At 70.6% G+C, this 21,251-nt stretch carries 23 protein-coding genes and 2 tRNA genes; 16 read left to right on the plus strand and 9 right to left on the minus strand.

Features of this window, described 5'->3' with window-relative positions; genetic code table 11:
- Positions 1 to 68: 68 nt before the first annotated feature.
- Positions 69 to 1,289 carry an NADP-dependent isocitrate dehydrogenase gene (locus FM051_RS18165; RefSeq protein ID WP_158844538.1) on the minus strand — a complete coding sequence of 407 codons (1,221 nt, stop codon included), beginning with the start codon at positions 1,287 to 1,289 and terminating at the stop codon, positions 69 to 71.
- Positions 1,290 to 1,572: 283 nt separating this feature from the next.
- On the opposite strand from FM051_RS18165, the gene FM051_RS18170 reads away from it, so the two are divergent.
- Positions 1,573 to 2,379, plus strand: coding sequence for a metal-dependent hydrolase (locus FM051_RS18170; protein ID WP_158845322.1), 807 nt, complete (start codon positions 1,573 to 1,575; stop codon positions 2,377 to 2,379).
- 143 nt (positions 2,380 to 2,522) lie between these two features.
- Positions 2,523 to 3,002, plus strand: a complete 480-nt coding sequence (locus tag FM051_RS18175) for a hypothetical protein (protein ID WP_158844541.1) — start codon at positions 2,523 to 2,525, stop codon at positions 3,000 to 3,002.
- Between the two features lie 31 nt (positions 3,003 to 3,033).
- Here FM051_RS18175 and FM051_RS18180 read toward each other — a convergent pair whose 3' ends face one another.
- The 3 genes from FM051_RS18180 to FM051_RS18190 all read right to left on the minus strand — a co-directional run bounded on the left by FM051_RS18180 (position 3,034) and on the right by FM051_RS18190 (position 3,647).
- Positions 3,034 to 3,291, minus strand: a complete 258-nt coding sequence (locus FM051_RS18180; protein WP_158844544.1) for a Prokaryotic metallothionein — start codon at positions 3,289 to 3,291, stop codon at positions 3,034 to 3,036.
- Between the two features lie 209 nt (positions 3,292 to 3,500).
- Positions 3,501 to 3,574: transfer RNA gene (locus FM051_RS18185), tRNA-Arg, on the minus strand.
- Positions 3,575 to 3,647: transfer RNA gene (locus tag FM051_RS18190), tRNA-Cys, on the minus strand.
- Positions 3,648 to 3,705: 58 nt separating this feature from the next.
- Between FM051_RS18190 and FM051_RS18195 the strand changes: the two genes are divergently transcribed.
- The 5 genes from FM051_RS18195 (at position 3,706) to FM051_RS18215 (ending at position 8,721) form a co-directional block, all read left to right on the plus strand.
- A complete protein-coding gene (locus FM051_RS18195; protein ID WP_158844547.1) occupies positions 3,706 to 4,815 on the plus strand; it encodes a J domain-containing protein in 1,110 nt (369 codons plus the stop codon).
- Between the two features lie 117 nt (positions 4,816 to 4,932).
- Positions 4,933 to 6,111 carry an LLM class flavin-dependent oxidoreductase gene (locus FM051_RS18200; protein WP_158844550.1) on the plus strand — a complete coding sequence of 393 codons (1,179 nt, stop codon included), beginning with the start codon at positions 4,933 to 4,935 and terminating at the stop codon, positions 6,109 to 6,111.
- A gap of 66 nt (positions 6,112 to 6,177) precedes the next feature.
- Positions 6,178 to 6,747 carry an HhH-GPD-type base excision DNA repair protein gene (locus FM051_RS18205; RefSeq protein WP_202918901.1) on the plus strand — a complete coding sequence of 190 codons (570 nt, stop codon included), beginning with the start codon at positions 6,178 to 6,180 and terminating at the stop codon, positions 6,745 to 6,747.
- A 40-nt stretch (positions 6,748 to 6,787) separates the two neighbouring features.
- Positions 6,788 to 7,285, plus strand: a complete 498-nt coding sequence (locus FM051_RS18210) for a hypothetical protein (protein ID WP_158844556.1) — start codon at positions 6,788 to 6,790, stop codon at positions 7,283 to 7,285.
- A gap of 23 nt (positions 7,286 to 7,308) precedes the next feature.
- Positions 7,309 to 8,721, plus strand: a complete 1,413-nt coding sequence (locus FM051_RS18215) for a serine/threonine-protein kinase (protein WP_158844559.1) — start codon at positions 7,309 to 7,311, stop codon at positions 8,719 to 8,721.
- Here the strand turns inward: FM051_RS18215 and FM051_RS18220 are convergent.
- Positions 8,655 to 9,878 carry an MFS transporter gene (locus FM051_RS18220; RefSeq protein WP_158844562.1) on the minus strand — a complete coding sequence of 408 codons (1,224 nt, stop codon included), beginning with the start codon at positions 9,876 to 9,878 and terminating at the stop codon, positions 8,655 to 8,657. The two genes, FM051_RS18215 and FM051_RS18220, sit on opposite strands and share 67 nt — an antisense overlap.
- Positions 9,879 to 9,955: 77 nt before the next feature.
- On the opposite strand from FM051_RS18220, the gene FM051_RS18225 reads away from it, so the two are divergent.
- The 7 genes from FM051_RS18225 (at position 9,956) to FM051_RS18255 (ending at position 13,994) form a co-directional block, all read left to right on the plus strand.
- Positions 9,956 to 10,273, plus strand: coding sequence for an ArsR/SmtB family transcription factor (locus tag FM051_RS18225; RefSeq protein ID WP_420803604.1), 318 nt, complete (start codon positions 9,956 to 9,958; stop codon positions 10,271 to 10,273).
- Positions 10,270 to 10,665 (plus strand): hypothetical protein, encoded by a 396-nt coding sequence (locus FM051_RS18230; RefSeq protein WP_158844567.1) that lies wholly within the window; start codon positions 10,270 to 10,272, stop codon positions 10,663 to 10,665. Before FM051_RS18225 ends, FM051_RS18230 begins: the two co-directional genes overlap by 4 nt.
- A 152-nt stretch (positions 10,666 to 10,817) precedes the next feature.
- Positions 10,818 to 11,519, plus strand: a complete 702-nt coding sequence (locus FM051_RS18235) for an ABC transporter permease (RefSeq protein ID WP_238412470.1) — start codon at positions 10,818 to 10,820, stop codon at positions 11,517 to 11,519.
- Positions 11,512 to 12,309, plus strand: coding sequence for an ABC transporter permease (locus tag FM051_RS18240; RefSeq protein ID WP_158844572.1), 798 nt, complete (start codon positions 11,512 to 11,514; stop codon positions 12,307 to 12,309). The genes FM051_RS18235 and FM051_RS18240 overlap by 8 nt, the downstream gene beginning before the upstream one ends.
- Positions 12,306 to 13,262, plus strand: a complete 957-nt coding sequence (locus tag FM051_RS18245) for an ABC transporter ATP-binding protein (protein WP_158844575.1) — start codon at positions 12,306 to 12,308, stop codon at positions 13,260 to 13,262. The genes FM051_RS18240 and FM051_RS18245 overlap by 4 nt, the downstream gene beginning before the upstream one ends.
- A 38-nt stretch (positions 13,263 to 13,300) precedes the next feature.
- On the plus strand, positions 13,301 to 13,696 hold the full coding sequence (locus FM051_RS18250; RefSeq protein WP_158844578.1) for a bacteriophage spanin2 family protein: 396 nt from the start codon (positions 13,301 to 13,303) through the stop codon (positions 13,694 to 13,696).
- A 67-nt stretch (positions 13,697 to 13,763) separates the two neighbouring features.
- Complete coding sequence (locus tag FM051_RS18255) at positions 13,764 to 13,994, plus strand: DUF1918 domain-containing protein (RefSeq protein WP_158844581.1); 231 nt, start codon at positions 13,764 to 13,766, stop codon at positions 13,992 to 13,994.
- Here FM051_RS18255 and FM051_RS18260 read toward each other — a convergent pair.
- Positions 13,910 to 14,620, minus strand: coding sequence for a TetR/AcrR family transcriptional regulator (locus FM051_RS18260; RefSeq protein ID WP_158844584.1), 711 nt, complete (start codon positions 14,618 to 14,620; stop codon positions 13,910 to 13,912). The two genes, FM051_RS18255 and FM051_RS18260, sit on opposite strands and share 85 nt — an antisense overlap.
- Before the next feature lie 80 nt (positions 14,621 to 14,700).
- Here FM051_RS18260 and FM051_RS18265 point away from each other — a divergent pair, with 80 nt between their 5' ends.
- Entirely contained in the window at positions 14,701 to 15,609 is a 909-nt protein-coding gene (locus FM051_RS18265; RefSeq protein WP_158844587.1) for an NAD-dependent epimerase/dehydratase family protein, read from the plus strand.
- Positions 15,610 to 15,675: 66 nt separating this feature from the next.
- Here FM051_RS18265 and FM051_RS18270 read toward each other — a convergent pair whose 3' ends face one another.
- Together FM051_RS18270 and FM051_RS18275 are read right to left on the minus strand one after the other, a co-directional pair.
- Complete coding sequence (locus FM051_RS18270; RefSeq protein ID WP_202918902.1) at positions 15,676 to 16,485, minus strand: inositol monophosphatase family protein; 810 nt, start codon at positions 16,483 to 16,485, stop codon at positions 15,676 to 15,678.
- Between the two features lie 89 nt (positions 16,486 to 16,574).
- Positions 16,575 to 17,564, minus strand: coding sequence for a malate dehydrogenase (locus tag FM051_RS18275; RefSeq protein ID WP_158844593.1), 990 nt, complete (start codon positions 17,562 to 17,564; stop codon positions 16,575 to 16,577).
- Positions 17,565 to 17,755: 191 nt separating this feature from the next.
- On the opposite strand from FM051_RS18275, the gene FM051_RS18280 reads away from it, so the two are divergent.
- On the plus strand, positions 17,756 to 18,307 hold the full coding sequence (locus FM051_RS18280; RefSeq protein ID WP_158845325.1) for a pentapeptide repeat-containing protein: 552 nt from the start codon (positions 17,756 to 17,758) through the stop codon (positions 18,305 to 18,307).
- Between the two features lie 18 nt (positions 18,308 to 18,325).
- Here the strand turns inward: FM051_RS18280 and FM051_RS50555 are convergent, their stop codons facing one another.
- Positions 18,326 to 21,241: a TNT domain-containing protein gene (locus FM051_RS50555; RefSeq protein ID WP_238412472.1), complete on the minus strand. Its 2,916-nt coding sequence runs from the start codon at positions 21,239 to 21,241 to the stop codon at positions 18,326 to 18,328.
- Between the last annotated feature and the right edge of the window lie 10 nt (positions 21,242 to 21,251).

Here is a 21,251-nt window from a genome sequence, read left to right on the forward strand (position 1 = left end):
ACGACCCTGGAAACGGATCAGGGGACCGCCCGGAAGCGGTCCCCTGATCAACCTCGGAAGAGCGGGCCTCAGCCGGCCATCTTCTTCTGGAGGTTCTCGTCCAGCGTGCCGAGGAAGTCCTCGGTGGTCAGCCAGTCCTGGTCCGGGCCGACGAGCACGGCCAGGTCCTTGGTCATCCGGCCGCTCTCGACGGTCTCGACGATGACCTGCTCCAGCGTCTCCGCGAAGCCCGTCACCTCCGGCGTGCCGTCCAGCTTGCCGCGGTGCTTCAGGCCACCCGTCCACGCGAAGATCGACGCGATCGGGTTGGTGGACGTCGGCTTGCCCGCCTGGTGCTGGCGGTAGTGCCGGGTGACGGTGCCGTGCGCGGCCTCGGCCTCGACGGTCTTGCCGTCCGGCGTCATCAGCACCGACGTCATCAGGCCCAGCGAGCCGAAGCCCTGCGCGACCGTGTCGGACTGCACGTCACCGTCGTAGTTCTTGCACGCCCAGACGTAGCCGCCCTCCCACTTCATCGCGGCGGCCACCATGTCGTCGATCAGGCGGTGCTCGTAGGTGAGGCCCGCCGCCTCGAACTGCGCCTTGAACTCCTCCTCGAACACCTTCTGGAAGATGTCCTTGAACGCACCGTCGTACGCCTTGAGGATGGTGTTCTTGGTCGACATGTACACCGGGTAGTTGCGCTGCAACCCGTAGGAGAACGAGGCGCGCGCGAAGTCCTCGATGGACTTGTTGAAGTTGTACATGCCCATCGCCACGCCGCCGTCGGCGCCGTAGTTGGCGACCACGTGCTTGATCGGCTCGGAGCCGTCCTCGGGCGTGAACGTGATGGTCAGCTGACCCGCGCCGGGGACCTTGAAGTTGGTCGCCTTGTACTGGTCGCCGTGGGCGTGACGGCCGATGATGATCGGCTTCGTCCAGCCCGGCACCAGCCGCGGGATGTTCGAGATGATGATCGGCTCGCGGAACACCACGCCGCCGAGGATGTTGCGGATCGTGCCGTTCGGCGAGACCCACATCCTCTTCAAGCCGAATTCCTCGACCCGCGCCTCGTCCGGCGTGATGGTGGCGCACTTCACGCCGACGCCGTGCTTCTTGATGGCGTGCGCGGAGTCGATCGTGACCTGGTCGTCGGTCGCGTCCCGGTGCTCGATGCCCAGGTCGTAGTACTCGAGGTTGACGTCCAGGTACGGGTGGATCAGCTTGTCCTTGATGAACTGCCAGATGATCCGGGTCATCTCGTCGCCGTCGAGTTCGACGACTGTCCCCTGAACCTTGATCTTGCCCATACTCAGGGCGCTCCTCTCGCGACAATGCAAGCAAGACAAGCGTACTGCTATGTCGGGTTGCTTGCGTCCACCTCGGCTGAAAAAGGGAACGGCGTCACACCGGCAGGACGCCGCGGACGGGGTGGCACATGTGTTCTCCCGCCCAATACAACCAGCCGTGCCGCCGGCCCGCCGCACGGGGAGGACCCCACGGCGACACTCGAACACGCGTTCGCGGGTTGCCACCGCCACCCGCGTCGGTCCGGCTAACCTCACACCCGGACGAGTGATCGAGGGGGCAGCGTTGTCGACGGGTCCGACCCACGCCATGAGCGGTCTGCTGGCCTGGGCCGCGGTGACCGCGATAGCCGAGAGCCACCCCATCGGCCAGCTCAGCCCGCAGAGCTGGGCGGTCGGCGCGGTGCTCGCCACCGGCGCCGCCCTGCTGCCGGACCTGGACCACCCGTCGTCCACGATCTCGCGCACGTTCGGGCCGGTCAGCGCGGGCGCGTCCGCCCTGATCAACACGATCAGCTCGTTCGTCTACCGCACCACCCGCACCCGGAAGGACTCGAACCGGGACGGCGGCCACCGCGGGCTCACGCACACGCTGGCGTTCGCGCTGGCCGCCGCCCTCGGCACCACGGCCGTGGTCCAGCAGTCGCAGAAGTGGGCGCTGCCGGTGCTGATGTTCGTGTTCGCGGGCCTGGCCGTGCGCGGGATCATGAACGACTGGTGCCCGCAGAAGGACGCCCTGCTGATCACCGGCGTCTCGGCCGCCATCACCGTCGCCTGCGTGGCCTGGACGGCACAGACACCGGCCAGCGCGGCGGCGTGCGGTGTGGCGGTCGGCGTCGGCTGCGTGGCCCACTACCTGGGCGACGCGATCACCGAACAGGGCTGTCCGATCCTGTGGCCGATCCCGCTGATGGGCAAGACGTGGTTCCCCGTCGCGCCGCCGAAGATCATGCGGATGAAGACCGGCGGCAAGGTCGAGATGGCGGTCGTCGGCCCGCTGATCACGATCCTGAGCGTCTGGCTGTCCGCCGCCGCGCTCCAGCACGCCGGCGCGCTGCCGTTCCTCGAAACTTTCGACCTGCTACCGATCTAGATTTCAGATGACGGCCATTCGGCGGCTACCACCCCATCACCCGATCGGACTAGCCTCCACGAAATCCCGTCCCGCGCAGACCCCCGCGTCGAGGAGGACTTCGTGCCACACCACACGCACGACAACGTTGTCGAGGCGGCCTGATGACCACCTGGCTCGGCCTGAACGCCGGTCATGAGGATCCTGTGACCGCCGACACCGTCGCGGTGTCGCTCTACGAGACGCTGCTCTTCCACGCCCAGGTCGTGTGCGTGCACGACGTGGAAGGCGGGCACGCGCTGTCGTTCCGGCTCACCGACGAGCCGTCGGAGAACACCGTGTCGACGCTGCTCGAACGCGGCTACGGCGTGGCCGTGCACAACGGCTCCCTGCAACGGCTCGCCGGACCCGAATCGCTCACCCGCGGCGCGCTGTGCGCGGCGTTGGCCCACCGCGACCGGCGTGAGGGCCGGGCCCTGCGGTTCCCCGGCCAGCGCACGCTGCGCGGTCGCTACGGCGTGTCGGACATCATCGCGTTCAGCGCGATCGAAGAGGTCCTGCCGCACGGCATCAAGAGCGTGGACGCGCGCGGCGACCTCCAGCCGAGGTTCGTCAACGGTCGCCTGGTGCTGAACTGCGGTTGACGCTGAACCGCGGTTGACGCCGGGCTGCGGTTCAACCCGGGTGCGAGCCGACGGTGTCCCTGATCTCCGCCCCGAGGCTGTCCGCGCTGCGCGCGCAGTGCGCGCAGCAGAAGAACCGGCCCTGCACCTCGACGCCGTGGCCGAGGATGCGGCAGTCGCAGTGCTCGCAGCGCGGGGCCAGGCGTTGGATCGCGCACTCGAAGCTGTCGAACGTGTACACACCACCGCCGACCGTGCGGACCTCGAAGGCCATCCAGTAGTCGTTGCCGCAGACGTCGCAAGTCGCCATGGGCGAAGCCTGCGCCTGCCGGTGGACCCCGGCAACTCGGGTTACTCCAGCAGTGCGACGAGTCGTTCCGGTGCGACCTGGCAGTAGGCGTCCCGGACGACCTCCGCGACCCCCGGGCACAGCTCCCGCAACCGCTCCAGCGATCCCATGCCACAGCACGCGCCGCAGACACGTGCCGCCGCGGACACATGCGCTGCGGACACGCCGAGCGGACCAGGCCGGACTCGAACCGGCGTACTCCCCCCACGCAGGAGGGCGCGTCAACCACTGCGCTACATGGTCCCGAGCCGGGCCGGATTCGAACCGGCGTCCTCCCCCCGTGCAGGGGGCGCGACAACCACTGCGCTACCGGGCTCTTGCCCCAACACTAACCATGACCACGGGCCCGTCGACAGTGCCGCTAAGGTCTGCCGCGTGCGCGGGGTCGACTACTACGAACTCCTCGGGGTCGGTCGCGACGCGTCCGAGGCGGAGATCAAATCCGCTTACCGCTCCCTGGCGAAGGTCATGCACCCCGACGCGGGTGGGTCCTCGGGCACCTTCCGCATGCTGCAAGAGGCATATGACACCCTGCGTGACCCCTCCCGAAGACGTGATTACGACCGGGGGTGGGGGTTCACCCGACCGGGTGCACGTCCGACGTCGCCGACCCGTCCGCCGCGCTCCGGCAGGACCGGTCGGTTGCGCAACTTCGGCGAAGATCCCGACTTCGTACCTCCGAAGCCCGCGGTCGATCTCGGGGGCCTCGCGTGGTGGCACCTGGTCGACGTGGCGCAGCGGGTCCGGTACGTGCCGGCCGTCGGTCCCGGCCACGCGCCCGCGTTGGCCGCCATGTGCGGCTGGTTCTTCCTCCTGCTGCCCGTGGTCGTGTTGGACTTCTCGCCGCTCGCGTTGGGCGTGTGGCTGCTTCTCATCGCCGCCGCGGCGGCCGTGGCGTTCCGGTTGGTGCGGCGGTACCTCTCGGCGATCCGGACCGACCGGTCGTTCACACAGGACCACGACACCGGCGTGGTGCACGGGACCACCGACGACCGGGTCTGCGAACGGCTCACCGCCGACCTGCTCAGCCAGTACCTGACCCGACTGCCCGGCGTGCGGATCTTCCACGGGCTGGCCTGGCCGGGTTCGGTGTTCGCCGACGTCGACCACGCCGTGCTGTGCGGGCGGCGGCTGGTGCTGATCGAGTCGAAGTCGTGGCTGCCGGGGCACTACGAGGCCGAGGACGACGGAACCGTGTGGCGCAACGGCCACCCGTTCCGGGGCGGCGGTATGCGGATGCCGCGCAGCCTCGCGGTGTACCGGAAACTGCTGCCCTGGCTGGACATCCGGACCGCGCTGCTGGTGTACCCGAGCCGCGCCGGTGAGGTGACCACCGAACAACCGGCGGACGCCGTCGTGCCGCCGATGACGCCCGCGCAGTTCGTCGAGGAGATCGGCGACTGGCTGGCCGAGGACCCGGCCACGGTGGACCGGGAGGCGTTGCGCCTGCTCATCGGGCAGGTCGTGCCGATCGTCCGGCAGTGACCGCCCGGCGGTGATCGCCCGGTTGCGATCAACCGTCTCGGTCAACCGAATGGCTCATGTCAGCCGGCCCGCCGGAGGGCTACGTTTCGGCGAATCCACCGGGGAGGAGCGGGGCGGATGAAGGTCGACGTCTTCAACGAGGTCCAGGACCCGCGCCCGTGGCAGGAGGGGCACCAGAACGCGCGCATCACGGAGGCGTTGGAGCAGGCGCGGCTGGCCGATTCGCTCGGCTACGGCTGCTGGTGGCAGGTCGAGCACCACGGTGCGGACGAGTTCAGCCTGTCGTCCGCGCCCGAGCTGATGCTGGCGGCGATCTCGCAGCAGACGTCCCGCATCCGGCTCGGCCACTCCGCGGTCCTCGCGCCGGCGGCGTTCAACCACCCGATCCGGGTAGCCGAGCGTGCCGCCGTGCTGGACCACCTCAGCGGCGGCAGGCTGGAGTTAGGCCTGACCAGGTCGACGGCGCCGGAGTGGCGGCTGTTCGGCATCGACCCGGCGGACGCGCGCAGGCAGACCCAGCAGGCGTTCGAGATGATCCCGCGGATGTGGACGTCGGAGCGCTTCTCGCACTCCAGCGAGGACTTCGAGATCCACGACGTGCCGATCGTGCCCAAGCCGCTCCAGAAACCCCACCCGCCGCTCTGGCAGGCCGCGGCGAGCCCGGCGTCGTTCGAGGAGGCGGGGCGCCGAGGCGTCGGTGTCCTGGGGACGACCATCTGGGAGTCCGTCGAACGCGTGCGCCGCATGATCGCCCTCTACCGCGCCGCGGCGGACGCCTGCACGTCCCCGGTCGGCTCGTACGTCAACAACCAGGTCGCGTTCTTCACGTTCGTGCACTGCGCCGAGACCGACGAGAAGGCGATCCGCAACGGCGCCGTCGCGGCGGCGGCCTGGTACACGGTCAAGGCCCTGACCTTCTTCGAGGCCGCGGACGCCTTCGTCGAGACCGTCCGACGCCAAGAGGAACTGATGAACGACCCGTCCGGCGGCGGCCTGACCGGCGAGTTCCTCCGCGAGGAAGCCTCGACCTCCACCGGCCCGAACCGCGCCCAGCTGGTCATCGGCCGAGTCCTGCAAGGCGACGACGTGGCCCCGGAGGAGATCTTCGAAGCGCTGAACGAACAGGACTCCCTGATCGTCGGCAGCCCCGAAACGTGCCGCAAGAAGCTGCGCGCCTACGCGGACCTGGGCATCGACCGCCTGATGGCCTTCCACCAAGTGGGCAGCCTGAAGCACGAGGACGTCATGCAGAGCCTCCGCCTGATCGGCGACCTGATCCCGGAGTTCGACAACTGACCGCCACCGATCCGGGTCCCTTGCTCAGAGCAGGCATCCCCCACCCGCCATGGGATGCTTCCGCCCATGACGCGGAAGGTGTGCCTGGCCCAGAACCCCGAGGCGGACGAACTGCTCGCCGAGGACATGTTCGCGCTGCTCGTCGGCATGATGCTGGACCAGCAGATCCCGATGGAGAAGGCGTTCAGCGGGCCGAAGGTGTTGGCTGACCGGCTCGGTGCGTTCTCGCCCCGGGTGATCGCGGACGCTGAGCCGGAGGCGTTCGCGGCGGTCATGGCCACGCCGCCCGCGGTGCACCGGTTTCCCGGGTCCATGGCCAAGAGGGTGCAGGCGTTGGCACAGGCGGTGGTCGAGGAGTACGACGGGGACGTTTCGCGGATCTGGGCGGACGGGGGCGACGGGGCTGTGGTGTTGAAGCGGCTCAAGGGGTTGCCCGGGTTCGGGGAGCAGAAGGCTCGGATCTTCCTCGCGTTGTTGGGCAAGCAGTTCGGGGTTCGGCCGGACGGGTGGCGGGAGGCCGCCGGGGCGTACGGGGAGGACGGGTCGCGGCGGAGTGTCGCCGATGTCGTGGACCAGAAGTCGCTGCTTGAGGTGCGGGACTTCAAGAAAGCCGCCAAAGCCGCCGCCAAGGCGTGAAGCAGGGGCGGTCACACAGGCGGTTCGGTAGACAGTGCCGGTGAGAATCAGAGGGTTCTTGATCGCACTCGCGCTGGGCCTGACAGCCGCCACCGTCGTCCCCGCCACCGCCAACGCCGCCGCATCCTGCTACGCCTCCGGCGTGCACGCCGGGTACTCGACGGCCACCTGCCACATCTACCGGACCAACCACCCGTGGTACATGTACGGCTCCGCCACCCTCAAGCTGGTGGGCAACGTCGACGGCATCCTGTACGCCGGGAACAGCTGGTTCGTCTGCCAGCGCCGCTTCGGGGTCCGGATCGACTACGGCGCCGTCGAGAACGACTGGTTCGCCTACACCCTCAGCGACAACGGCTACTGGGGCTGGGTCAGCGCCACCCACTTCTCCGCCGGTGGCAACTGGCAGCCGGTGCCGGGCCTGGCCACGTGCCCCTCCGGATTCGGCGATTCGAGCACCTACCCCGGTGACAGGCCGCGCCCGGAGTCACGGCTCGAACTGCCCGGACCCGACGGCGGGACTGTCACCATCAACTGACCTCGCACGGCTAGAGTCCCGGCGTGCAGTTGCCGGGACTCGCCGATCTCACGCCGCTGGGCCAGGGCGGTTTCGCCACGGTCTACCGCGCCCGCCAGGTCCAGCTGAACCGCGAGGTCGCGGTCAAGATCGACAACCGGGTGCTGCAGACCGAACGCGACCGGCGGCGGTTCCTGCGTGAGGCGCACGCCGCCGCTCGGCTGTCCGGGCACCCGCACGTCGTCTCCGTGCACGACGCCGACTTCACCCCGCAGGGCACGCCCTACCTGGTCATGGAACTGTGCACGGGCGGGTCGCTGGCCGACGTGATCCGGCGTGACGGGCCGCTGTCCGCGGAACGGGTGCGGCAGCTCGGCGTGCAGCTGGCGGACGCGTTGGCCGCCGCCCACGCCGAAGGCGTGCTGCACCGCGACATCAAGCCCGGCAACATCCTGCTGGACCGGTACGGCACGGCCAAGCTCGCCGACTTCGGGCTGGCGGCGCTGTTGGACGCCGAGGGCTCCAGCACGGTCACGCGTGACGCGTTGAGCCCCGGCTACGCGCCGCCCGAGGCGTTCGCGATGGCCCAGCCGACGGCCGCCGGGGATGTCTACGCGCTGGCCGCGACGCTGTACGACCTGCTCGCGGGCAAGCCGCCTCGGCCCGTGCCGTGGCCGGTCGAGTCGTTCGACCACCTGGGCGAGGTGCTGCGGTCGCCCGTGCCGCCGGTGCCCGGTGTGCCGCAGGAACTGCACGACACGTTGGTGCGGGCGCTGGAACCGGATGTCGCACGTCGTACGCCCAGCGCGGCCCGGTTGCGGCAGGAGCTGAGCCGGACACCCGGCCAGAGCGCGGCACCGCACGTCGTCCAGTCGCCACCCCGGCACGACTCGGCCCCGAGGTACAGCGATCACACGCGGCCACCCGCCAAGAAGCCGTGGGCGCTGGTGATCGGTGCGGCGGTGCTGGCGACGGTCGTCGCCGCCGGTACCTGGTGGTGGGCGACGCGCGCCCCGGGCACCCGCGTCAACGACTCGGGCACCCCCACCGACACCACCGCGCAGGACGCCGTGACGCCGCCCCGGCTGGCGGCCTGCGACACGGGCTACTGCGTCGCCGAACCCACCTGCTACCACGGCATCAACAACGTGGGCGGGCAGCCGGCGACGGCACGACGTGCCGGAGACTGCTCGATCGAGCACTACTGGGAGGCGTTCGCGGGCGGCTGGCTGTCCGGCGCCATCCCCAAGGTCGGCAGTGACGAGCTCGTGAAGGCGCCGGAAGTCGCCAACGTGTGCACGGCCGAGGCCATGACGGCCAACACGCGACCGACCGTGGACACGTCGACGTGGGAGATCACCGCCGTGGCGTTCGCGGACGGCGACCGGAACTACTTCCACTGCTTGGCGAGCGAGCCCGGGGTCGGCGAGGTCACCACCAGCGCGTTCGGGTCCTGAGGGTTCGGAAGGTCCTGAGGGGCCTGGGGCTTCAGCGCGAAGATCAGCATCACCAGCGCCACCAACGCGAGCAGCGCGGCGATCGGCGCCAACGGCAGCAGACCGACCCAGCTGATCACCAGTCCGCCGACCACGCCGGACAGGCCGACGCCGAGGTAGATCGCGGACGCGTTGAGCGACAGCAGCAGGCCGCTGTTGGCGGGCGCGAGCTCGATCAGCCAGCTCTGGATCGGCGGGTTCGACGCCCACGTCAGCGCACCCCACACGAACAGCGCGATGGCGGCCGACACCGGGGTGGCCGTGGTCAGCGGCAACGTGGCCAGCACGACGGTGAAGCAGCTGAACAGCACGACGAGCAGCTTGCGGGTGTCGAAGCGGTCGGTGAGGCGGCCCGCGGCCCAGTTGCCGACCGCGCCGCCCAGCCCGTACGCGACGAGGAGCGCACTGATCACGGCACCTTCCACGCCGGCCGTTTCGGTGAGCAGCGGCGCGATGTAGTTGAAGACGCTGAACACGGAGAGGCACGCGAGCACGGTCAGCCCGAGCACCATGAGGACGCGCCGGTCGGCGGCGGGGGCGAAGCGCTCACGCAGGCGGACGACCGCCGGAGCCTCGACGCGGGGCAGCCAGAGCCGCACGGCGACCGCCGCCAGTGCCGAGACGACCGCGATCAGCGCGAACACGCCCTGGTAGCCGAGGGGTCCGCCGAGCAGGTTGCCCGCCGGGACGCCGAAGATCAGTGACAACGTCAGCCCGCCGAACACGAGGGCGACGGCTCGGCCGCGGTGCTCCGGCGGGGTGAGGACGGTGGCGACGAGCGTCGCGCCGGGTGTGTAGACGGCCGCACCCAGAGCGCTGATGACCCGTGCGACCAGCAGCAACGGGTAGTTGGGCGCGAGCGCGGCGAGCAGGTTGCCGAAGGCGGAGACGCCGAGGGCGGTGACGAGGAGCGTGCGGCGTTCCCACCGGCCGGTGAGCGCGGCGAGCAGCGGTGACGAGATCGCGTAGGCGATGGCGAACGCGGTGAGCAGCTGTCCGGCGGTGGCGTGCGAGACGTGCAGTTCCTCGCTCACGGCGGGCAGCACGCCGGAGACGATGTACCCGCTCGTGCCGATGGCGAACGCGCCGGCAGCGAGCAGGTAGGTGCGGGCGGACATGCGCGCTCCCCCGATCGAGTGTTGATTCGACGGAGACCGTACTACGACACTCATCAAAATTCGACCGACATCGTAGTATGGGAGGTATGACGACCTTGCTCGCCCACCCGGAGCGGGAGGAGATCCGCATAACGTCGGTGCTGCACGCGCTGGCCGACCCGGTGCGGCTCCGGATCGTGCGCGCGCTCGCCGCGCACGAGGAGGGCATTTCGTGCGGCGTGCTCGACCTGGGTGTGACGGCGTCGACCCTGACGCACCACGTGCGGACGTTGCGCGAGGCGGGTGTGGTGCGCGTTCGACCGCAGGGGACGTCGCGGATCAGCTCGCTGCGGCGGGACGACCTGGACACGCTGTACCCCGGTCTGCTCGACGGAGTGCTGGCGGCGCAGCGGTGAGCGACGCCAACGACTGGGAGTGGGTCCGCGTGCTGGCGCAGGGCCGGGTGTACGACGAGGAACGGCCCGCCGCGAACCGGTTGGCGTGGGCGGCGGTGGCGCTCGCGGCCTCGCACGGCGGTGAGCGGAGCGGGGTGCGGCGGTCGCGGGCGGTCGCGGACCGGTTCGCGTTGCGGGCGCGGTTGGTGCGGTCGTTGGGGCCTTGGGCGGCGGATCCGGACGCGTTGACGGCGGAGGTGTTGGCCGAGGTGTCGGGGGAGACCGACGTTCCGGATCGATATCAGAAGCTCGTGGCACGTGCCATGGAGCCGGTTGTGCCGCACGTGCGGGACGGCGGGTTGCGGGAGCGGGCCGAACGCTGGCTGGCGGCGCGGGGGTCCGGTTCGGTTTGACCGCGCGGGTCCGGCCCCGTGACGGCGCAATTCAACACGGATAAATCGGTTGCCGCCGGTGCCTAGGGTGGGTAGACGTGCGCGCTTATGCCCGTCTAGCGCTGGCCGGATTCCGCAGGTACTCCACCTACCGACAGGCGATGGTCGCCGGAATGGCGACTAACGTCGTGTTCGGGCTGCTCAGGATGGCTGTCCTGGCCGTGGCCGTCGCGCCGGGCCCCATCGTCGGCTACGACATCGCCACCGTGGCCACGTACGTGTGGCTCGGCCAAGGGCTCATGTCCGTCGTCGTCCTCTACGCCGACAAACACCTCGCCGAGCGCATCCGCAACGGCGACGTGGTGGTCGACCTCTACCGCCCCTGGCACCTCCAACGCGCGCTGTTCGCCGACGACCTCGGCCGGACCGGGTACGCGGTGCTCGTGCGGCTCGTGCCGCCCGTGGCCTTCGGCGCGCTGTTCTTCCCCTTCCGGTGGCCGGACGTGAGCGCCGTGCCGCTGTTCGTGGTCAGCACGCTGCTCGCGGTGACGGTGAGCTTCGGCATGCGGTTCATGGTCAACGCCATCACCTTCTGGCTGCTCGACAACCGGGGCGTCCACAGCCTCTACACGGTCACCACCTGGCTGCTGTGCGGCCTGTCCGTGCCGCTCACGTTCTTCCCCGACTGGGCGAAGCCCATCCTCTGGTCCACTCCGTTCCCCGCCATGCTCCAAGCACCGATCGACGTCTTCCTCGAACACGGTTCGCCGTGGCCGATCCTGGCCAACCAGGCGTTCTGGGCCGTCACGGTCTTCGTGGCCGGCCACGTCCTGCTCGGCCGCGCCGTGCACAAGGTGGTGGTCCAGGGTGGCTGAACGCGTCTACGCCAAGCTCGTCGGCGCACGCCTGCGCGGCCAGATGTCCTACCGCACCTCGTTCGTCCTGCAGTGCGTCGCCCAAGCCGTCGCGCAGCTCACCGAACTGGTGATCATCCTCGTCCTCTTCAGCCGGATCAGCGCCCTCGGCGGCTTCTCCGTCCACGAGGTCGTGCTGATGTACGCCATCGCGGGCACCGCGTTCGGCATCGCCGACATGGTCGCGGGCCAGCTGGACGAACTGCCGACCTACATCCGCACCGGCACGTTCGACGTCCTCCTGCTCCGCCCGCTGGGCACGCTCGCCCAGATGATGGCCTCGGACCTGCACCTGCGGAAGATCGGCCGGGTCGTCGGGGGCGTCGCGGCGCTGGCGTACGCCCTGAGCCACAACGACATCGCGTGGTCGCCGTTCACCGCGCTGCTGGTCGTGGTGGCGCCGATCAGCGGCGCGGTGATCTTCGCCGCGATCTGGGTCGTGGCCAACGCGGTCTGCTTCTGGGTGGTCGACGGCCAGGAACTGGCCAACACGGTCACCTACGGCAGCAACGCGTTCACCTCCTACCCCACCACGGTCTACGGTCCGTGGCTGCGCCGCTTCTTCGCGTTCGTCATCCCCGGCGCGTTCGTCGCCTACTACCCGAGCCTCGCCCTGCTGGACCGCCCCGACCCGTTGGGCGGTCCGGCGCTGCTGGGCTGGATCTCACCGCTGGTCGCCGCGGCCGCGGCCGTGGTCGCGGGCCTCGTCTGGCGAACGGCCGTCCGGCACTACCGAGGGACTGGATCATGATCGAGGTGCGCGACCTGCGTCGCGAGTTCACGCTCACCACGAAAGTCGGCCGCTTCAAACGAAAGAAACACACCGTTCGCGCGGTGGACTCGGTGAGTTTCGACATCGCGGCGGGCGAAGCCGTCGGCTACGTCGGCCCGAACGGCGCGGGCAAGTCCACCACCATCAAGATGCTCACCGGCATCCTGGTGCCGACCTCCGGGCACGTCCGGGTGTCCGGCGTGGACCCGTCACGGGCCAGGCGGGACCTGGCCAGGCGGATCGGCGTCGTCTTCGGCCAGCGCAGCCAGCTCTGGTGGGACCTGCCGCTGCGGGACAGCTTCGACCTGCTCCGCGCCATCTACCGGGTGCCGCGGCCCGATTACGAGACCCGGCTGCGGGAGTGCGTCGACCTGCTCGAACTCGGCCCGTTCCTGGACACCCCGGTCCGCCAGCTCTCCCTCGGCCAGCGGATGCGCGGCGAGGTCACCGCGGCCCTGCTGCACGGCCCCGAGCTGCTGGTCCTGGACGAGCCAACGATCGGCCTCGACCTGGAGTCGAAGGAACGCCTGCGCGAGTTCCTGGCCGAGCTCAACACCCAGCGCGGCACCACGCTCCTGCTCACCACGCACGACCTGGACGACATCGAGCGGCTGTGCCCGCGGCTGGTGGTGATCGACCGCGGCACGGTCCTCGCCGACGGCCCCCTGGACGAACTGCGCGCCGAGGTCGCCCCGGAACGCGTCCTCGTCGTGGACCTGGAGAAGCCGACCGAGGGCCTGGACGACCTGCCCGGCGTCACCACCACCCGGACCGAGCTGAACGGCCTGCGCCACCACCTCACGTTCCGCCGCGCCGACACCACGGCGGCGGCCCTCATCTCGGCCGTCGCGGCCCGCGCCGAGGTGCACGATTTGGTGGTCGTCGAGCCTGAAATCGACGACGTGGTGCGTCGTCTGTACGCGCGTCGGTAGAGTCGGACGAAACGGTCAACGTAGAACGGGAGCTCCTCATGCGTGCAGGTCGTCCGGTAGCCACCCTCCTGCTGGCAATGGGGCTCGTCGGCGCGGTGTCCGGCTGTGAGGCCGTCCAGCAGGCCTCGGACACGGCCAACCAGGTCGGCCAGGCCGCGGACAAGGCAACGCTGTGCATCGAAGCGCTCAAGCTCGCGGGCTTCACCCCCGACGCCACCGACCCGCAGAAGGCGCTGGAAGAGACCCAGAAGAAGGCCCAGGAGCTGAACGACCTCGCGGCCAAGGCCGGCGACGCCACGCTCCAGGACGCCATCACCGGCGTCTCCGACACCATGGCCAAGGTGACGCTGGAAGACCTGAACCCGGCCAACATCGCGACCTGGTCGCAGCAGAAGTTGGACCAGGTGGCGAAGTTGTCAAGCGCCTGCGGCTGAGCGGAAACGTCAGGCTGTCGGTACCTTCGGAACAGTCCTACGCTGTGACGCACCGGAGGTGTTGCAGATGCACGCGACAGTAGGCGACCGGTTGCACGTCCACAGCCGCACGGTGGGTCTCGACGACACGATCGGCGAGATCCTCGAAGTCCGCGGTACGGAAGGTGCACCCCCATATCTGGTCCGGTTCCCCGACGGCCACGAAGGGCTGGTCTACCCCGGCCCCGACAGCCTGGTCGAGCCCCGGACCTCTTCTGAATCACCCAGCAGGACCAAGGATTCGAGCTCGACGCGGTAGAGCAGCGCCGGATCGATTCCCATCGGCCCGAACTGACCGGAAACCTCCAGGCTGAGCACCCCGTGCAGCCTGGTGAACCCGCGCAGGCCGGTGAGCAGCACGGCGGGGGGCACGCCCCCCTCGCCGCGCGAGTTCGCCCACGCCACGAGCTGAGCGTCCAGTGTGGACGGCTCAGCCGTGGCGCCCGCGCGGCCCTCGTGCGGTAGCACGCTCAGGAACGCGCTCATGGTGCGGTGCGCGGCCATGATGGTGTCGTCCGGCGCCTGGTAGCCCGGCAGCGGCGTGCCGAACAGCAGCAGGTACCGGTGCGGCTGGCCGACGGCCCACGACCGGAAACTCTCCCCGAACGCACGCACCCGATCAGGCGGTTCCGCGCCCTCCGACGCCGCGACCGCCGCCTCCACCGCGTCCGCGAGGTCGTGCCACGCGTCCCGGACGAGTTCGTTGAGCAGGTCGTCGCGCCCCTTGAAGTACCGGTAGAGCGCGGGACCCGTCACGCCCATGCGCTTGGCGATGGCGTTGACCGAGACCCCGGCGATGCCCTGCTCCGCCAACTGCTCCAGCGCGATGCGCTTGGCTTCGACCTTCGTCTCCTCGCGGAACCTCTCGCGACGAACGTTGACCACTTCCCGACCTCCTTGACAAACACACCCTAACTTGTGTTAGAACTTCTAACAGCAGTAAGAAGCTAACACGAGGAGGAGCCATGACGGTGGTCGTTCTGGGAGCGGGCCGGGGCATCGGGCGCGAGATCACCCGGCAGCTGGTGGCCGCCGGCAGAGAGGTCCGGGCTGTCACCCGATCGGGTGGAGTTCCGGAGGGTGCGCAGGACGTGCGCGGCGACCTCATGGACCGGGCGTCGACGATCAAGGCCGTCGAGGGCGCGTCGGTGATCCACCTGGCCGCGAACGTGCCGTACCCGAACTGGCAGGAGATGTTGCCGACGATGGTCGAGAACACCATCGCCGCAGCTGAGGCCGTGGGCGCCAAGATCGTGTTCGCGGACAACCTGTACGCGTACGGCCCGGTGTCAGGGCAGTTCGACGAGACCACGCCGGAACGGCCGGTCGGCCCCAAGGAGAAGCTGCGCAGCGAGCTGGGCAAGCGCTTGCGGCAGGCGTCCGTGCCGGTCACGACCTGCCGGTCGTCGGACTACTACGGGCCGGGCGGCATCGGCTCGCTGCCCGGCGAGCTGGTGATCAAGCCGATGACCCGGGGCAAGGCGGCGATGTGGTTCTGGTCGCTGGACATCCCGCACACGTTCGCCTACCTCGCCGACACCGCGCGGGCGCAGATCGTGCTGGGCGACGACGAGCGGGCCGACGGGAGGATCTGGCACACGCCGGCCGCCGAGACGCTGACCGTGCGGGAGTTCGTCGCGCTGACCGGACGGGTGCTGGGCAACGCGCGCAAGCCGATGCGGCTGCCTGCGGCGGCCGTCACCGTGACCGCGCTGTTCGACAAGAGGCTGCGCGGCGCGCGGGAGATGGACCACCAGCGGACCAGCCCGTGGGTGGTGGACCACTCCGCCTACGAGGCCACGTTCGGGCCTCTGCCGGTCACCCCGCACGAGCAGGCGATCGAGGAAACCGTGCGGTGGTACCGATCCGCGTGACCGCCGGCGCGGCGGCGTGAGCGAAACGGCAACCCGGTGACGCTCCCGCCTGCCGCAGGCAATGAGTCAGCCGAGGATCGTGCTGATCAACTCGTCGGCCAGCGCGGGCGTCGCCGCGGCGATGCCCGACCACCGGCGGGACAGGTCCAGGTCGAAGGTCAACGGCCGGCCGCGCAGGTCCAGCAGTGCTCCCCCGGCCGCGGGCACGGTCACCAGGGCGGCGATGAGGTCCATCAGCCGGTGGGTGTCCGAGCCGGGGTCCGCGAAGGCGTCCACCGAGCCCTCGGCGACCAACGCCGTCTCCAGGCACGTCGTGGACAGGATCCGGACCCGGTCGGCCTCGTTCGCCACCCGCATCCAGGCCTCCTCGGTGCCCCGCTTCGGCCGCATCATGCAGACCGAGGCGCCCTTGAGCGCGGTGCGGCCGGTCGTGCGGAACGGCGTGGGCCTGCCCGCGTGCGCCGACCACGCGCGGCCGGTGTCGAACCAGACGGTGAGGGCTTCGACCGGCTCGTCGTCGATCACCAGGGCGCCCGCGAAGCACGACAGCGGCACGCCGAGGGCGGCGTTCGCGGAACCGTCCACCGGGTCGATCACGAGCGTGGCGGCCGAACCGTTGTCGATGAACCCGGCCTCCTCGGACAGCAGGTTCGCGCCCGCCTGCGCGGCGGCCTCGGCGATCGCGGCCTCCACGATCGCGTCCACCCGCATGGTCGGCGTGCCGTCCGCGCCGTCGGCGACCTCCTCGCGCAGCTGCACGCGGGTGAACTCACGGCGTGCTCCGCCGTAGGCGCGGGAGGCGGCGAGCGCGGTGGCGGCGAGGGCGGGGTGCACGTCGGCGGGCAGGTCGGGCGTGGGCACGGGCCACTGGTTCATGACCCCAAACATGCCACGAGAGGGCCACCGGTGGCGGCCCTCTCGTGGGGTACGACTCAGATCAGGTACGGGCTCGGATCAGGTACGGCTCAGATCAGGCCGAGGGCCTTCACCGCGTCGCGCTCCTCGACCAGCTCGGCCACGGAGGCGTCGATGCGGGCGCGGGAGAAGTCGTCGATCTCCAGCCCCTGCACGATCGAGTACTTGCCGTCGGTCACGGTGACCGGGAACGACGAGATCAGGCCCTCCGGCACGCCGTAGGAGCCGTCCGACGGGATCGCCATGGAGACCCAGTCGCCCTCGGCGGTGCCGTTCACCCAGTCGTAGACGTGGTTGAGCGCCGCGTTCGCCGCCGACGCCGCCGAGGACGCGCCGCGCGCCTCGATGATCGCCGCGCCGCGCTTGGCGACGGTCGGGATGAAGTCGTTCTCCAGCCAGGCCTGGTCGTTCACGGCCTCGGCCGCGATCTGCCCGTTGACCTCGGCGTGGAACAGGTCCGGGTACTGGGTGGCCGAGTGGTTGCCCCAGATGGTCAGCTTCTTGATGTCGGTCACCGACACCCCGAGCTTCTTGGCCAGCTGCGACAGCGCCCGGTTGTGGTCGAGGCGGGTCATCGCGGTGAACCGCTCGGCGGGCACGTCGGGCGCGTGCTGCTGGGCGATGAGGGCGTTGGTGTTGGCCGGGTTGCCGACCACCAGCACGCGCACGTCGTCCGCCGCGCCCGCGTTGATCGCCTCGCCCTGGGGCTTGAAGATGCCGCCGTTGGCCTCCAGCAGGTCGCCGCGCTCCATGCCCTTCGTGCGCGGGCGGGCGCCGACCAGGAGCGCCACGTTGACGCCGTCGAAGGCGGTCTTGGCGTCGTCGGTGATGTCGATACCGGTCAGCAGCGGGAACGCGCAGTCGTCCAGCTCCATCGCGGTGCCCTCGGCGGCCTTGACGGCCTGCGGGATCTCCAGCAGGCGGAGGCGGACCGGGACATCGGCGCCGAGGAGGTGGCCGGAGGCGATGCGGAACAGGAGTGCGTAGCCGATCTGGCCGGCCGCACCGGTGACGGTGACGTTCACGGGCGTGCGGGTCATGAGCCTTCCCGAATGTTGTGGCTTCAGTCCTCGGGCACGACCACTAGGCAGGCTGACGACCTGTCAGCGGCGGTCTCTACTCCGGGACCGCGCACCGGGCGGGTTACCCGGCAGGTCGGAGGTTACCAACTGGCGAACGATGACAAGGTGTGACAGTGGACATCATCGGCGAGGACTACTCGGACGCGGTCATGTACGGGCAGAAGTGGGAGGGTCGGTCGTTCGTCGGGTGCGACTTCACCGAGGCCGACATGCGGGGGCTGGTGACGTCCGGGTGCACGTTCACCGAGTGCACGTTCGACCGGACCGACCTGGGCGAGTCCTCGCACACGGCCACCGCGTTCCGGTCGTGCCGGTTCGACCGGGCGGTGCTCGCGTCGACCAGGTTCACCTCGTGCTCGTGGCTCGGGTCGACGTTCGTGGACTGCGCGATGCGGCCGATCACGTTGGAGGAGACCGATCTCACGCTGGCCGGGCTGTCCGGCGCACGGCTGCCGAAGGCGTCGCTGCGCGGGATGCGGTTGCGCGAGGCCAACCTGCAGGACGCCGACCTGCGCGACGCGGACCTGCGCGAGGCCGACCTGACCGGCGCCCGGTTGCTGGGGTGCCGGCTGGAGGGGACCGACCTGCGCGGGGCGCGGCTGGACGCCGACGGGCTCGTCCAGGCCACCCTGCGCGGTGCGCGGGTGGACCTGGACACGGCCGTCGCCTTCGCCGCCGCGCACGGGTTGCGCGTCGAGTAGCGCCGGCGGGCTCGGGCCTCAGTGGGTCGGTGCCTCCTGGTTGGCGACCTCGACCAGCACACCGTCGGCGATCATCTCGTCGATCGTCTTCGGCATCAGGTAGGCCGTGCCGCCGCCGGGCTGCTCGAACCACGGCACCGCGACACCGGTCAGCACCTCGACCGGTCGGCGCAGGCGGTAGACGTGGTAGGGGCGGTTGACCCAGGACGGCACCAGCGAGCGCTGGGCGAACGGGGTGCCCGCCGCGTAGACGAGGTTGCCCTCGCCCTCGCCGAAGCGGTCCACCTCCATGCCCGGCGGCAGCTCCACCATCTTCTTGTGCCGGAACAGGGTGAGCGGCGGTTCGCCGTTCATCGGGCTGATCGGCCAGCTCCGCTGGGGCTTGGCCTCCTGGGTGGACGTCGCGGCGCCCGACGACTGGGCCGCCTGCACCGGGATCGGGGCCTGTGCGGGCGGTTCGACCGGCGGGCGCTGCGGCGGCGGCCCGGGACGACGCGGCGGTTCCTCGCGGAACCCGTTGTTCATCGGCGGACGCGGGCGCTGCTGGGGCGGCGGTGGTGGCATCGGGGCCGGGCGGGGTGCGCGGCGGTTGGTCAGCATCAGCTTGCCGACCAGGTAGGCGGCGGCGTCGTCGAGGCGGTCGAAGCGGACCGGGTTCGTGGGGCCGTGGTCGAACCACGACACCTCCCAGTCCTGGCCCTCGGTGCGCAGCAGCCAGGTGCGGTCGGCGGGCTCGCCGAACCGGTAGGCGGCGGGCGGCACGTCGAGTTCGTCCAGCGCGCGGCGGATGCCGGACAGCTCGCGCTCCTCGTCCGGCGTGACCTGGCGGGGCTCGACGGGCTTCGGCTGCTGGACCGGTGCCGGTGCCGGCGGCGGCGGCGGTGGTGGCGGCGGGGTCAGGCTCGGGGCCGGGGGCGGGGTCGGCGTCACGTCGTCGAACAGCTCGATCGCGGCGGCGAACTGGGTCGCCTGATCCGCGAACGGCGGCGGCACCTGCTCGACGAAATGCTGCTCGTCACGCTCGGCGCGCTCGTTGCGCTCGGCGAACTGCGACTCGTTCCGCGATTCGTCGCGGGACTCCTCGCGGGACTCGAACCTCGTCTCGTCCTGCTCACCGAACGGCGGCTCGTTCGGGTCGCCGAACGCCTGCTCGGCGTGCTCCTCGAACCGGGAGTCGGCACGGCCGTCGGCTCGCCCGTCGAACCCGGCTTCGTCCCGCTCGACCACGCCCTGCTCGGCGTGGTCACCGAACGGCGAACCGCCCGGCTCGGAGAACTGCGACTCGTTCGCCTCGCCGAAGTGCGAGGCGAAGCGGTTGTCGTCGTGCTCGGCGAACTGCTCGTCGTTCCGCCCCGCGAAGTGCGGATCGGTGTGCTCGGTGTGCTCGGCGTGCCCGGTGAACTGCGGCTCGGCGTGCTGGTCCTGCTCGGTGAAGTGCGCCTCGGCCCGTTCCGGCGCGTACATCCGGCCCTGGTCGACCTCGAACTCGGCGGTGACCTCCGCCTCGTCGGCTTCGTCGGCCTCGTGCCGCACGTCGGCCTCGGCGGCCGGTTCCTCGACCGGTTGCGGCTCGTGCTCGGCCGGCTGCTCGTACGCGGGCTGTTCGTAGGCCTGCTGTTCGTAGGCCTGCTGCTCGTGGGCCTGCTCGTGGGCCGGCTCGTCGGTGACCGCCTCGACCTCGGTGGTCTCCTCGGCGGGCTCGGTGTCCGGCTCCTCTTCGTCGAACGGGCTCCAGGTCTGGGTGTCGTTCAGCTCCCGCTCGTACGCGGCGGGTGCGAACAGGTCCATCCCGTCCACGTAGGACTCACGCCGGTACCGGTCGTCGATCACCGGGCCGTCCTCGTCGAACCGCACCCGGTACGGCGGGCCCTCCTGGGCGTACTCGATGACGTCCGGCTTCAGCTCGGCGAGGTTCGCGGTCTCCTCGACGCCCACCGGCGAGCCGTGCTCCTCGGCCGACTCCGGCGCGCTGTCCGCGGCCGGCTCCGGCAGCGGCGCGGGTACCGTCGCGCCGACCTCGACCGGAGGCTCGACCGGCGTCACGACGGGCTCGACCATCGGCAGCGGGGTGCCCTGCGGCGCGGCGGGCGCACCCAGGTTCGCCGCCGCGGCGACCCGTGCCTCCTCGGTCACCTCGGGCAGCACGAAGTCCTGCGCCTTGGCCCGCTCCACCAGCTCCGGCTCCGGCGGCACGCCGTAGATCCGCAGGTAGTAGCCGACCGCGGCGGGCCAGATCCAGTGACCGTCGGTCTGGAACGCCACCGGCACCACCGCCGGCGCGTCCGGGTTCAGCACGTCCGCGTCGAACCCGCGCCCGATCACCGCGACCGGCGCCCGGTCCAGGTAGTTCAGCAGCAGGTCGTGGTCCGCCTCGTCGACCGGCGGCCGGTTCACCGACGGACGACCACCCGGACCCGCGCCGTCGAACACCCGGGCCGTGCGGAACGCCCGCGGCGGCTGCGGCTGGTCACGGGGCGGCTGCGGCTGCGGTGACTGCTGCGGTGACTGCTGGAGGCGTCGACGCAGCCAGTCCGGCACGTTCTCGTCGGTGCGCGGGAAGAACCGCATCTCGTCCAGGTACGCCTGCTGCGGCGGTGGCGTGGTCCAGGTCGGCTCGGCGCGGTCGAAGTCCAGGTTGTAGCTGGACGGGTGGTCGAGCTGGTACCGGGCGTTGGACCAGCTGCCACGGCCCTCCCGGTACATGCCCGCGCGCAGCCGCGAGAACAAGCCGGCCACCTCGTGCGGCGGCGACCACGGGCGCATGGCGCCGTCGACCGTCCGCACCTCGGCGGCCAGCTCGAAGTACCGGCCGGTCGCGCGGTACTCCGCCGTCACGTGCCGCCACTCCTCCGGAGCGGCTCTCATCAGCGTCAGGCCGATCTGCTTGACCAGCGCATCCTGCTCGGTCGGGTTCAGCGGCTTCAGCTCGGACACGTGCAACATC

The organism is Saccharothrix deserti, assembly GCF_009769385.1.
In the GTDB taxonomy this organism is placed as follows: Bacteria; Actinomycetota; Actinomycetes; order Mycobacteriales; family Pseudonocardiaceae; genus Actinosynnema; species Actinosynnema deserti.